This is a genomic window from Pirellulales bacterium, from assembly GCA_019694455.1.
Taxonomy (GTDB): Bacteria; Planctomycetota; Planctomycetia; order Pirellulales; family JAEUIK01; genus JAIBBY01.
In genome coordinates this window covers 1-12,868 of sequence record JAIBBY010000079.1, presented here as the reverse complement: position 1 = coordinate 12,868, position 12,868 = coordinate 1, and the positions used below count along the sequence as shown (strand labels likewise).

13 protein-coding genes are annotated in these 12,868 nt (G+C 65.0%); 12 read left to right on the top strand and 1 reads right to left on the bottom strand.

All coding sequences use genetic code 11. The features are described 5' to 3' along the window. Positions 1-256: 256 nt before the first annotated feature. A complete protein-coding gene (locus K1X71_19850; GenBank protein ID MBX7075403.1) occupies positions 257-1,180 on the top strand; it encodes a class I SAM-dependent methyltransferase in 924 nt (307 codons plus the stop codon). A gap of 24 nt (positions 1,181-1,204) precedes the next feature. Here the strand turns inward: K1X71_19850 and ggt are convergent, their stop codons facing one another. Beyond that, the gene (gene ggt, locus K1X71_19845; GenBank protein ID MBX7075402.1) at positions 1,205-2,959 is read right to left on the bottom strand and encodes a gamma-glutamyltransferase; all 1,755 of its coding nucleotides are present in this window, start codon (positions 2,957-2,959) and stop codon (positions 1,205-1,207) included. A 101-nt stretch (positions 2,960-3,060) separates the two neighbouring features. Between ggt and deoC the strand changes: the two genes are divergently transcribed. The 11 genes from deoC to K1X71_19790 form a co-directional block, all read left to right on the top strand. After that, positions 3,061-3,771 (top strand): deoxyribose-phosphate aldolase, encoded by a 711-nt coding sequence (gene deoC / locus K1X71_19840; protein ID MBX7075401.1) that lies wholly within the window; start codon positions 3,061-3,063, stop codon positions 3,769-3,771. Between the two features lie 365 nt (positions 3,772-4,136). Further along, positions 4,137-5,111: a fatty acid desaturase gene (locus K1X71_19835; GenBank protein MBX7075400.1), complete on the top strand. Its 975-nt coding sequence runs from the start codon at positions 4,137-4,139 to the stop codon at positions 5,109-5,111. A gap of 249 nt (positions 5,112-5,360) precedes the next feature. Then, a complete protein-coding gene (locus K1X71_19830) occupies positions 5,361-5,825 on the top strand; it encodes a hypothetical protein (GenBank protein MBX7075399.1) in 465 nt (154 codons plus the stop codon). An 18-nt stretch (positions 5,826-5,843) separates the two neighbouring features. After that, a complete protein-coding gene (locus K1X71_19825) occupies positions 5,844-6,194 on the top strand; it encodes a hypothetical protein (protein ID MBX7075398.1) in 351 nt (116 codons plus the stop codon). A 297-nt stretch (positions 6,195-6,491) separates the two neighbouring features. Further along, a complete protein-coding gene (locus K1X71_19820; GenBank protein MBX7075397.1) occupies positions 6,492-7,439 on the top strand; it encodes a hypothetical protein in 948 nt (315 codons plus the stop codon). A 306-nt stretch (positions 7,440-7,745) separates the two neighbouring features. Continuing rightward, positions 7,746-8,159, top strand: a complete 414-nt coding sequence (locus K1X71_19815) for a carbon storage regulator (protein ID MBX7075396.1) — start codon at positions 7,746-7,748, stop codon at positions 8,157-8,159. A gap of 70 nt (positions 8,160-8,229) precedes the next feature. Beyond that, the gene (locus K1X71_19810) at positions 8,230-8,415 is read left to right on the top strand and encodes a hypothetical protein (protein ID MBX7075395.1); all 186 of its coding nucleotides are present in this window, start codon (positions 8,230-8,232) and stop codon (positions 8,413-8,415) included. A gap of 30 nt (positions 8,416-8,445) precedes the next feature. Beyond that, the gene (locus tag K1X71_19805; protein MBX7075394.1) at positions 8,446-9,138 is read left to right on the top strand and encodes an SDR family oxidoreductase; all 693 of its coding nucleotides are present in this window, start codon (positions 8,446-8,448) and stop codon (positions 9,136-9,138) included. Between the two features lie 11 nt (positions 9,139-9,149). Next, the gene (locus K1X71_19800) at positions 9,150-10,385 is read left to right on the top strand and encodes a VCBS repeat-containing protein (protein MBX7075393.1); all 1,236 of its coding nucleotides are present in this window, start codon (positions 9,150-9,152) and stop codon (positions 10,383-10,385) included. A 111-nt stretch (positions 10,386-10,496) separates the two neighbouring features. Beyond that, entirely contained in the window at positions 10,497-11,462 is a 966-nt protein-coding gene (locus K1X71_19795) for a C-terminal binding protein (protein MBX7075392.1), read from the top strand. Between the two features lie 198 nt (positions 11,463-11,660). Next, the coding region (locus tag K1X71_19790; GenBank protein MBX7075391.1) for a hypothetical protein at positions 11,661-12,868 on the top strand (1,208 nt) is incomplete at its 3' end.

Genomic DNA, 12,868 nt, shown 5'->3' with positions numbered 1-12,868 from the left:
GGCCGATAGGCCGGATGAGGGCGCGTTGATAATGCCCCCCCCTCACCAGCGGCCTGCGGCCGACCTCTGGCGCCTACTACGCTTCGCTGCGTGGGGGCGAGGTGGAAGAGGGGACGACCATACAGGCCAACATCGCCAAGCGCGGTGCCGCTTTTTTGAACTGCCCTTGCTGGCATTTGCGGATGCCAACTATCATTCGCCCCGATCCACACCAAGCCGCAACTGCGCGGAACATCACGAGCGAGCGGCGTGACTCATGCTCGGGCGTATTCTCCACTGGCCGACCTGTCCCGCTTGTGACTCGTGGCGGCTGACGACGCTGGCGCAGTTTCCCAGCAAGCGGTCCATCCCGCCGGAGTCGCGCCCGGCGGTGTGCGGCTGTCGCCACTGCGGCATCGTCTATTACTCGCCGATCCCTTCGCGGCAACAGGCGGACGACTATTACGAGGCGGAGGATGGCTGGGAGTCTGCACGCGACATGCACAAGCTAGCCGACCCCAGCTACGTCAATCCCAAGAAGCATCAAATGTTCGGCGCGATCTATGATCGATTGACGCCACATCTGGCCGGCGAACTGCTGGCGCGCCCCGAGCGCCGCGTGCTCGACTTTGGTTGCGGGCCGGGCTGGTTTCTCGACGTCTTTCGTCAGCACGGCTGGCAGACCACCGGGCTGGAACCGGCGCCGCGCGTGCGGCAGTACGCCGCGCATCGCCATCGCATGCTGGCCGAGTTAGGGGACGACGCTTACGACCTGATCGTCGCCAATCATGTGCTCGAGCATGTCACCTCGCCGCGCGACACGCTGCGCGACCTGGTGGCGCGCCTGACGCCCGGCGGCTACCTGTACCTCGGCGTCCCGAACCTCGCGGCGCTGGAGCAGACGGGCTACCTGAAGCCCTTTATCAACAGCCATCACCTGTTCGCCTACACGCCGGAAAGTCTCACCAATCTCTTGGCGGCGGAGCGCGTGCGCGTCGTCGCCCGCTACACCAGTGGCGACGCGAAGGGCTTTCGTCGCTTTGTGCTCGTGGCGCAGCGAACGGGGCAGCGCGTGCGGCGCGTGCGCCATCCGCTGCGGCAGGTCGAACAGGCATTCGGCAAGCTCTCGCGCGGCGGCAACAGGAATTGGCTGCGCGCCAAGCCCGACGCCAGCGCGCCGCGGGGGGCAAGCGCGGCTTAGCAGCCCAGCGAAGCGCTTCATCGCTCAATAGCCGCTGGCGGCGCCATCTTTGCGCGGGTCGCTGCCGCCGATCAGCGTGCCATGCTCGTGGTCGATCTGTATGGCCTGATAGCCGCCATACGCGCCGCGAGTGCGCGGGTCGCCCTTGAGCACCACATGCCCACGCTCGCGCAGGCCATGCACCGCCTCGTCGGAGATGCCCGACTCGACGATCACGGCGCTGCCTTCGGGATCGGCGACCAGTCCGGTGGGGGTGGCGCTGCCAAAGTGGCGCCAGCGGGCAGCGTCGCCCGCTTGTTGCGGGTCCATGCCAAAGTCGATCAGGTTGATAAGCGCCTGGACGTGCCCTTGCGGCTGCATGTCGCCCCCCATCACGCCAAACACCAGCCACGGCTTGCCGTCCTTGGCGGCGAAGCCGGGGATGATCGTGTGAAACGGGCGCTTGTGTGGTTCGTACCGATTGGGATGCTCGGCGGCGAGCGAGAAGAGCGCGCCGCGATTCTGCAGCGCAAAGCCGAGGTCGCCGGGCACGAGCTGCGAGCCAAAGCCGTAGTAGTTGCTCTGAATGAGCGAGCAGCAGTTGCGATCCTTGTCGACCGCGCACAGATAAACGGTGTCTCCGGCCACCAGCGGCGCGTCGCCGGGCGCCACGGCGAGGGCCGCCCGCTGACGATCGATCAACTTGCCGCGTTGGGCGGCGTACTCCTTGGAGATGAGCCAATCGACGGGGATTTTGGCGAACTCGGGATCGGCGTAGTACCGCGCGCGATCGGCATAGGCCAGGCGCTTGGCCTCGACCGCCAGGTGCAATAGCTCCGCCGTGTTGTGCCCCAGGGCGCGCAGGTCGTACGGCTCGAGCAAGTTCAGCATTTGCAGCGCGGCAATGCCTTGGCAAGGGGGCGGCAGCTCATAGATGTCGTAGCCGCGATAGTTGGTCGACACCGGCTCGACCCAGGTGGAGGCGTGCTCGGCAAAGTCGCGGGACTCGAAGAAGCCGCCACTACGCCGGCTGAACGCCACGATCTGTGCGGCAATGGGGCCTTTGTAAAAGGCGTCGCGCCCGCCGGCGGCGATCGCGCGCAAGGTGGCCGCCAGGCGCGGGTTTTTGAACAGCTCTCCCTTGCTGGGCGCGCGGCCGCCGGGCAGATAGGTCTTGGCGGTGTCGGGATGTTGGCTCAACGCCTCGGTCGACGCGCGCCAGTCGGCGGCGATGATCTCGCTGACGGCAAAACCTGTTTCGGCGTGGGCAATGGCCGGCGCGAGCAGATCGGCCAGCGGCAAGGTTCCCAACTTCGCGCGCAGCGTCTCCCAACCATCGACGCAGCCGGGAACCGACCAGGAGAGCGCCCCCTCGTCTGGCACTTGCGCCAGGCCGCGCCGCGCGAACTCTTGCGCCGTGAGCGCGTAGGGGCTGCGCCCGCTGGCGTTGAGGCCGTACAGCTTTTGCTGGGCGTTGTCCCAGTAGATGCAAAACAGGTCGCCGCCGATGCCGCAGCTCATTGGCTCGACCACCCCGAGCACCGCATTAGCGGCGATGGCGGCATCGAGCGCGTTGCCCCCTTGCTCCAAGACGCGCAAGCCCGCCTGCGTGGCCAGCGGCTGACTGGTGGCCACCATGCCATGCACGGCGGTGACGGCCGAGCGGCTGGCTTGTGGATCTCCGGCGGGGCGGTCGTAGCCGGCGCCGAGCGCGGCGCGGGATGTCAACGGGCTTGTCATCATAAAGAACAGCAGCGCGGCGGCGCTGGCTGGCGAGAGCGATCTGGCGAAGCGTCGCATGCGAATCCCCCCGGTGGGCCAAAAGCACGGCAAGGCCAGGCACGGTTGCTACATTACTGGAGGTCGCACGCGCCCGCCACAATTGCTGGAAAGTTTCGTCGATGCCGCCCATCGCCAGTTATCTCGATCACTCGCTGTTGCATCCCACGCTCACCGACGCCGAACTGCGCGCCGGTTGCGAGCTGGCGCGGCGGCTGCAAGTGGCCAGCGTCTGCATCAAGCCGTATGCCGTACCGCTGGCGGCCGAACTGTTGCGCGGTAGCGGCGTGGCGGTCGGCACGGTGATTGGCTTTCCGCATGGCGCCAGCGCCAGCCAGATCAAGATGGAGGAAGCGCGGCTGGCCTGCCGGCAAGGCGCCACCGAACTGGACATGGTGTGCAACGTGGGGCGGGTGTTGTCTGGCAATTGGAACGAGGTGGCGGCCGACATCGCCGCCGTGGTCGAGGCGGGCCATGCCGCCGGGGCAATCGTCAAGGTGATCTTTGAGAACGACTTTCTGCCGGGGGACGAGCCAAAAATTCGGCTCTGCCAGATTTGCGAAGCGGCGGGCACCGACTTTGTGAAGACCTCGACCGGCTACGGGTTTGTGCGCGGGGCGGACGGCGCCTACCGCTATCGGGGGGCCACCGAGCACGATGTGCGCCTGATGCGCGCCCATGTCGGCGCCAGGGTGCAAGTCAAGGCGGCGGGTGGCATTCGCAATTATGAAGACGCCTTAACCATGATCGCCGCCGGCGCCAGCCGGTTGGGCGCCACGGCCAGCGAGGCGATTGTGTTGGCGGAAAACAAGACAAGATCGGCCGCAAAGTAGCGAAACACCTGAGACGCCACGGATTGTCGATACGCGGCGCCGCGTTTGGCGAAAAAGTCTGATTCGCGCACAAATTGCCGCGCGGCTTTCTGTTTGCCAGCAGCGACATTTTGGTTTGGCGTCGTCATCTTTCCAAACCGAACGAACTCGCCTAGACTTTTGTTGAAGTACTTCACCAATGCCTGTGGGACCCCGTATGCGGGTCACCCTCTCGTGTGCCGGTCGGTTCCCTAGACGCGATACCTTCCCCAGACCGCCCTTGCCGACCGCGGCTCTTGCTGCTGAGAAAAATCGACATCGCTGATGTCCCGATCTGGCGCTCCCCTACCAATTGAACAGAGACTTTCGCTCGAACGGAGAAGACTGTGAGCTGCACTGAAACCCCCACCGCCCCTGGCGAAGTGTCCGCGGCGTCAGCCGTTAAGCGGCTGGATCAAAAACTGATCGACATGCCGATGAACGCCGACGCGGCGCCAGCGCACCGCGTACCGCTGCGCGAGCGGTTGCGGAGCGGCGTCGATTGGCCGGTGGTGACCTGGATCGCCTTCTTGCATGCTGGCGCCTTAGCCGCGCCGTTCTTCTTCACCTGGAAGAGCGTGCTGTTGGCGGTATTCCTCGGCTGGCTGACCGGCGGCGTCGGCATCTGCCTGGGCTACCATCGCATGCTCACGCATCGCAGCTTCGACACGTTTCGGCCGATCCGCTGGATCATCGCCGGTCTGGGCAACCTGGCCGGGCAAGGGTCGCCCTTGATGTGGGTGGCCAACCACCGCAAGCATCACGCCTTCAGCGATCATGAGGGAGACCCACATTCGCCGCAGCATGGCGGACTGTGGAGCCACATGCTGTGGCTGATGCCGCGATTCAGCCGCAAGCACTACGATTCGCTGTACAAGCGCTACGCGCCGGACCTATTGCGCGATCCCTTTGTGCGGCTGCTCGACCACACTTTTCTGTTGTGGTACTTCCTGTTTGGCGGCGCGCTGTTCGCCATCGGTTACTTTGGCTGGGACTTTTACACCGGCTGCTCGTTTGTGGTGTATGGCATGTTCGTGCGGCTGGTCTACGTGCTGCACGCGACCTGGTTTGTGAACTCGGCCAGCCACATCTGGGGCTATCGCAACTACGAAACGCGCGACAACAGCCGCAACCTCTGGTGGGTGGGCCTGCTCACCTACGGCGAGGGCTGGCACAACAACCATCACGCCTTTCAGCGCATGGCCCGGCATGGGCATCGCTGGTGGGAGGTGGATGTGACCTACTGGGCGATCTGCGTGATGGAGTGGTTTGGCCTGGCGTGGAACGTGGTCCACGACGCGCGGCCCAAGGCGGCGGCGTAAGGGGGCCTGGCGGCCAATTGTCGTTTTTGGCCTGCGACAAGTGTATTGTCGCAAGTGTCCCATGCCGAACTTGCTGGCGAGGGTGGCGGCGCGACGCAAGACAGTGCCGCGAACCAGGATGCCCAAGCTCATGCACTCGGAATTTGGCTGATATTGGCTCCTGTCGTAAGCTTCAATTACAAATAATTGGCAAGTCACCCCGGGGGGCGACCGCCAACGGTCGGGAAAGAAGCTTCTCGAGATTGTGCCATGAGCGCCGTTCAACAATGGGATGCGATGCGCCGCGATGTGGCGCAAAGCACTGAAACCTGGCTGCGGCAGCAGCGCGCGGCGACCGATCGGCTGCAAGCATTGGTCGACAGCCACATCGCGCTATTGCGAGCGGCATTTGAGCACTACGAAGGCTATTGTCAGCAGGGCCACTTTGGCGACGACGCCTGCTCCTATGACGAGTTCGAATCGCGGCTAACCGAAATCGCCAAACAGGGGGCCTATCTGGTCGACACGGCGTTTGGCTGTCAACCGCGTGGCGGCCAAGTGAAAGGCATCGCCGATCTCAAAAGCTGCATCGCCTACGTCCAGCAAATCGTGGAAGAGAACAGCGGGCAGCGCGACGCGCCCAATTCGCTGTCAGCCGACACGCTGCGCGAAATCGGCGCCAAGAACCCGCCTCCGCCGGCATGGTTCGAAAGCCCCGAGGAAAACCTGTTCTAGCAGCCTCCGGGGCGCGCCGTGCCAGAAATTGCTCAAGGGACGATCGTCGTGGCGCGCGTCTGCGATCCGCAAGGCAAGAACCCAAAGCTCCGCCCCCTGGTGCTGGTCGACGCCACGGCAGAAATGGAACAGGCGGAATCACTCGCCGCGGTCGCTATCACGTCGCGGTTTCAGTTGTCAATCGCGCATGACGAAGTGCTACTTCCGTGGCATGCTCAGGGAATTGCGCGAACCGGATTGACCAAACCTTCGGTCGCCAAGTGCGGCTGGCAGCTCAGAATTTCCAAGTCGGATATCGTTGAGCGCAAGGGGTTTGTTCCTGTGCCGCATCTGCGGCGCGTGCTGGAAATCATTTCGCGCCTGGGGTGAAATCGGCGTACCTGGTTTGGCGAACAAGTGCTGTGGCGGCGACTTGGTCCTACGTGCGCAGCCGCCGCAAGTTGAGAGAACCGCGCGACGTCAATCACTCGCGCGGAAGCCCTTCCAGCAAAGTAGCGCGAATTCGCGAACTTTGCGCCAGCCTGCTTTGCCGCGTGAAAGAATCGCGCCGCGTCGGTCAGCGTGCGAGTATTGGGCACTTTGGCTACATTGGACGGCAGGCCGCGCCGGGAACGGTTTCTGGCGGATCCAACTGGGAAGTCTCGGTTTGAATCGGGTTGAGATCGTATGGGGATGCGTTGCGCGGCGGCAATTTTCTTCGGTGTGGCGATCGTGGGCACACTGACACAGCCAACGGCGACGACGGCCGCCGAACGAGAATTGTTACGAGACAATCACTTTCAACGCGGGTTCTTGCTCTTGGCGCCACAGCCTGGCAAGCGCGTTGTAAGCGGCGAATTGGCGGGTGTTGACCACACCGGCAAACCTGCCTGGGATCTGGCGCAATGGTCGAGCAAGCACCCGCTGCCGCCAGCGCCGCCGGACCTGCTGCCCGAGGGGGCGGCGCGCTACGAGAACCGTGGCAAGACGGTGATCATTGGTCCTGCCTCGACGGAGCGAGCCGACCTGACGCTGGCGGTGCATGCCGGCGCCGAGTATGCGCGCCCGCGCGAAGTCGGCGAACCTTGGACGCACCTATTGGCGCAGCAACGGTTGGACAATCCGCCGGGCGTGGCGGATCTTTCAGCGTGCCGCCTGCACATCGAATCGCGACTCAACCATTCGCGGTTGATCGTGGAGGAAGGTTATTCTCCGTCGCGGCATGCCGCGCAGTTTCAGATCTTTTTGACCATTGCCAATCGAAATCCCGCCTCCGCCGGTTTTGGAAAATATCTCTGGTTTGGGGCGCCGCTTTATGACAATCGCGAACGAATGGTCTCGGGGCACCAGGCTCAGGATACCGGGGACACGAAGATGTTCATCTATACCCTCGCCACGGCGGACTTAACGCGGGACAGCGCGCACGACGGGCAGTGGGTGACGATCGACGCCGATCTGCTGCCGCAAATACGCCGTGGCCTGGAACACGCCTGGTCACGCGGGTTTTTGACGGAGTCGCGCGATTTCGCCGACTACGGTCTGGATGGCGTTGCCATGGGCTGGGAAGTGCCGGGCATGTTCGACGTGGAAGTACAGGTGCGCAACTTCAGCTTGAAAGCGACCGATCGGCGCTGAACGCGCGCTGGCATGTCTTGACGGATCGGGACGCGATTACGCGGCCACCGACCTTTCTCTAAAGCGCGTAATCCCGCGAGTTGATGGCAACTTGCCACACCGGGCCCGCTTTTTCGTTTCCGTTTTACAAATGGATTGTAAACAGGCGTTCACCAGTCACCGGTGGCTGTTCAGTACTGTACACCGCAAGTGCTTGATGCTGCGCCGCTTCGGACAATCTTTTTGTCCGCCGGCGCGTTTGGCACGCTCGCTGCAATATGCCGTTCACGTCATTAGGACAGGGGAAACAAAGCAAAGGAGCATGCCATGTTGGTTCTCACACGGAAGGCGCAGCAGAAGATCAAAGTCGGCGACAACGTCGTCATCACCATCTTGCGAGTCAAAGGGCAAGCGGTGCGCATCGGCGTCGACGCCCCGAAGAACGTTCGCGTGGTGCGAGCCGAGTTGCCGGCGCTGCCCGAGATGGCCAACGTGGTCGAAGTGGCGCCAGGCAAACCGGTGAGCGCCGAGCGCCGCGAGCATGCTTCGTTCGATCAAGAAGTACATCTGTTCGAGTCGCCGCGCGTCGAGTCCTCCGCTCGCCCCCTGCCGGCGCTCAGCAAGGGACTGGCCGAACGCGTTGCCCAGCGGCATGGTCGCACTGAGACACTGCCACAAGAAGACGACACCACGCCATCACGCCCGCTGGGCTTCGCGGCCAGTTTCGCGCTCCGTGGATAAACGGAGCGCGTGGGTCGCGCGAAGTTGATCGTTGCCGATTGAGATTGACGCTACGAGAGGAAGGCACACTATGAACGCGGTTCTGTTTCAACTGTTGCAGGCGGCCTGCATGATCGCTCTGGCGGGTCACTTTTATGCCGCGGTGGGCGGGTTGCTTGCCCGGCGGCCCGCGCCGGTCCCAGCGATCGATTCAGCTCGGGGAACCAGCGGCGCGGCGACGCGCACGGTGTATAATCGGCCGCGCGGGAGAAAATAACCGACAGCGTTCACCCACGAGGCGCCACGCATGGCCAGCGAGTCCAAACGCATCTTGCTCACTGGCGCCACTCGCGGGCTGGGGCTGGCCATGACCGAGGAGTTCATCGCGCGGGGGCATACGATCGCGGGTTGCGGCACGCGGCGCGAACTGGTCGAAAAGCTCCGGCAGCGATTTGGGGCGCCGCACACGTTTCATGTGGTCGATGTGTCGAGCGACGAGCAGGTGGGGCGCTGGGCGCGCGACATCGACGCCGTCGAGCAACCGCCCGATCTCGTCATCAACAACGCCGCGCTGATCAACGTGCCCGCGCCGCTGTGGGAAGCGCCGGCGGACGAGTTCGCGCGGCTGATGCAGGTGAACGTGAACGGGGTGTTTCATGTGATTCGGCACTTCGTGCCGGCGATGGTGCGCCGCGGAAGCGGCGTGATCGTCAATTTCAGTTCCGGCTGGGGGCGCTCGGTCGCCGCCGAGGCCGCGCCCTATTGCGCCACCAAGTGGGCCATCGAGGGGCTGACCCGCGCGCTGGCCGAAGAACTGCCGCGCGGAATGGCCGCCGTGCCGCTCAACCCGGGCGTCATCAACACCGACATGCTGCAAGTGGCGTTTGCCGACAGCGCCAGCGAATATCAAAGCCCGGCCGAATGGGCGCAAAAGGCCGTGCCGCTCTTGTTGGGCCTGGGCGCCAAAGACAATGGCCAACCCCTGGCCGTGCGCAGTTGAGCCAAGAGCCTATGCACGCGCTACGCACATTCGCACGCAATTGCTTCTTGACGCTCGCGCTGGTTGGCTGCATCGCGGGCCCGGCCGTGGCCGAGCCGCCGCGATTTGAGTCGCAAGAGATCGCCGCCGATCTGGGAGTGGGCTACGCGGTGGCGATTGTCGATCTGTCGGCGGACGAGCGGCCCGACATTGTCATCGTCGATCAGAAACGCGTCGTCTGGCACGAGAACCCTGGCCGGCGCGGCGACGCGTGGCCCGCGCACACCTTGATTCTGGAGCAGACGGCGCCGGACAACGTGTGCGTCGCCCCGTACGACATCGATGGCGATGGCCGCGTCGACCTGGCGCTGGGCGCCGGCTGGCGTCCGCCAGACACCCGCACGCCCGGCACGATTCAGTGGCTACAGCCGGGCAAAGACGTGCGCGAACGGTGGCGCGTGCATCGGATCGGCGAGGAGCCGAGCGTGCATCGCCTGCGCTTCGCCGATCTCGATGGAGACGGCCGGGCGGAGTTGATCGTCGTGCCGCTGCAAGGGCGCGACACGCGCCCGCCCGACTGGAACCAGAACCCGGTGCGAATCTTGTCGTATTCGATTCCGGCCGATCCGACGGGCGCGTGGAAATCGGCAACGCTCAACGAGGAGTTGCACGTCTGTCACAACTTCTGTCCGGTCGATCTGGAGGGAGACGGCCCGTTGGAAATCTTGGTGACCAGCTTCGAGGGGGTGCATGTGCTTAAGCGCGACGCCGCTGGCGATTGGCGACGACAGTTGATTGGCCGCGGCGATCAGGAAAGCGCTCCCAATCGCGGCGCCAGCGAAGTGCGGCTGGGTCGGCTGGCAGGCGACGGCAAATATGTGGCCACCATCGAGCCGTGGCATGGCTCGCAGGTGGTGGTCTACACGCCGCCGACGGTGGAGGCCACCACGCTGTGGCGCCGACACGTCATCGACAATCAACTGCAATGGGGACACGCGCTGTGGTGCGTCAATCTCGACGACGATGAGGACGAAGAGCTAGTGGTCGGCGTTCGCGATCAGCGCGACCAGGCCGCGCCATCGGGCGTGCGGATCTATGATCCGCCCGGCGAGGCGCCGGCGGATTGGCGGCGCACGCTAATCGACCCGGCCGGAGTGGCGGTGGAAGACCTGGCCGTGGCCGATCTCGACGGCGATGGCCGACCAGAGATCGTGGCGGTCGGTCGTCAGACGCACAACGCGCGGATTTACTGGAACACGCCGCGCTAATCGCCGCCTGTTCGCGGCCCAACCTTTTGCGGCGCGCGGAGAGTCGCGGCGCTCGCCGGTACACGATAGATTGACGGCGAAACGCATCCCTCCACGCGCCGCGAAAGAATCATGCCTCGATTCAAGATTCTCCTGACCGACTATGCCTGGGCCGACCTCGATATCGAACGCTCAATTCTCGCCGCTGGCGACGGCGAACTGATTGTCGCCCCCGCCAGCGACCTGGAAACGTTGACGCGGCTGGCCGCCGATGTCGACGCCATCATGACCAACTGGGCCAAGACGCCGGAGCCGGTCATCGCGGCGTCGGCGCGGCTCAAGATTGTTTCGCGACTCGGGATTGGGCTGGACAATATCGATGTCGCCGCCGCCACGCGCCGCGGCATTGTGGTCACCAATGTGCCCGACTATTGCCTGATCGAAGTGGCCGAGCATGCGCTGGCGCTGTTGTTGGCGTTGGCGCGCAAGGTGGCGTACTACCACCACGAGACGAAGCAGGGCCGCTACCAATTGCAGTCGGGCACCACCTTGCGACGGCTCGCCGGGCAGACGCTGGGCATAGTCGGCTATGGCGCCATTGGCCGCGCGCTGGCCCCCTTGGCGCAAGGGGTTGGCCTGCGGGTGGTGGCCACGGGGCGCCGCCGCCCCAACGATTTGCCGGCGGGCATTGGCTGGGCCACGCTCGATGACTTGTTGACCGAGAGCGACTATGTGTCGCTGCATCTGCCGCTGACGCCGGAGACAAAGCACTTGATCGGCGCGGCGCAACTGGCGCGGATGAAGCCGAGCGCGTACCTAATTAACACGGCGCGCGGGGGGCTGGTCGATCAAGCCGCGCTCGCCGCAGCCATTGAGCAAGGGCGCCTGGCGGGCGCTGCGCTCGACGTGCAAGACCCGGAGCCGCCCGATCTGTCGCGGCCCCCCTTCAACGACCCGCGAGTGATCGTCACCCCGCATGCGGCATTTGTCTCGGTCGAATCGCTGCACAACTTGCGATCGCGCGTGGCGACGCAGGTGATCGATTGTCTGCACGGCCGGCGGCCGGAAAATGTGGTGAATCCGGCGGTGCTGGCATAATCGTCACGGCGGCGCTGTCTGGGCGCTACCGCGGAGGGGAGGCGCGGAGGGCCGCGCCGGCGCTAGGGGCGCGCTGTCGCCACGGGCCGCAATTTCGCTAGTCATTTGCAGTTAGCGATTTTGACCGCGCGTTTTCCCTGGCCTATGTAAGGATAGCGGCATTCAGGTCGGCCGATGCCGCGCCGCGCGGACGCTGCGATGCTTACCGCAGCGGGCGTCCGACTTGTCTCTCGGTTCGCGCTCGTCGCCAGTCCCCCTCCGTGGTGCATGGAAGATCAAGCTCAATCAACTCAGGACCTGGCCTGGCATGAGCGCATGACCGAGGCCATTGAGAAGGGGCGTCGCCAGCTCTCCGAGATGAGCGCGCTGCGCCACGAGCGCTTCCGCGAGTTGGAATCGCGGTTGAGCGATCAGCTCGATCGGCTGGTCTCACAACTGGCGGCCGAACGGACGGTGGCCACCGACGAACTGACCGAGATCGAGCGCCAGCAGGCCGAACTGACCAGCCGCGCCGCCGAGTTGCAAGCATTGCAGGCCGCGCTCGACGAGCGCCAGGCCAAGCTCGGGCAGGCGGAACAAGTGACATCGGCGGCGCAGTCGGCGCTTGCTGAGCGCGAACAGACGCTGGCCGCGCGCGAGGCGGAGGCGTCCGAGCGCCACTCGGCCTTGGAGCGGTCCGCAGCCGCGCTCAAGGAACAAACGGTCGAACTGGCAGCCCGCGACCAGGCGCTGCAAGCCCACGAGCAAGAGGCACAAGCCGCGCAAGCAAAACGCGATGCGCAGCTCGCCGAGCGCGAAAAGCAAATCACCGCCCGCGAGGAGAAAGCGGCTGACGCCGAGGCGCAGCGGCAAGCGCAATGGCAAGAGCTGGAAGTCGCGCGAGAGAATCTTGCCCGCAGTCGCGGCGAATGCGAGGCGGAGCGCAAGCGGCTGGAAGCGCAGGCTCGCGAGTTAGAAACGAAGGCGGCGGACCAGGCGCGGCTGGCGGCCGATCTGGAAACGCGCCGCCAATTGCTGGCGCAGTCGGAAGCGGACGAGGCGACGCGTCATCAAGGTTTGGACGCCGCCTTGACCGAACATCAAAAGCAACTGGCCGAGCGCGAGCAACTGCTCGAGGCGCGCCTGGCCGAACAGGAGCAAGCGCAGCGCGCGCTGGCCCAGGCGCAAGAGGCGCTCGCGGCCGATCGATTGGCGATCGCCGCGCAGCGAGAAAAGCTGACCACAGGCAGCCGCCAACTCGAGGCGCAGGCCGCGGAACTGGCCGAGCGCGAGCGGCAAGCCAGCGCGGCCCAGGCGGCGCTGGTCGCGCGGCAGGAGGGCGCCAATCAAGCGACCGCGGCCCAAGCGGCGGCCGCCTCGGCCCAGCTTGCCGATCTGGCGGGGCGCGAGGCCGCGCTCGTCGCGAA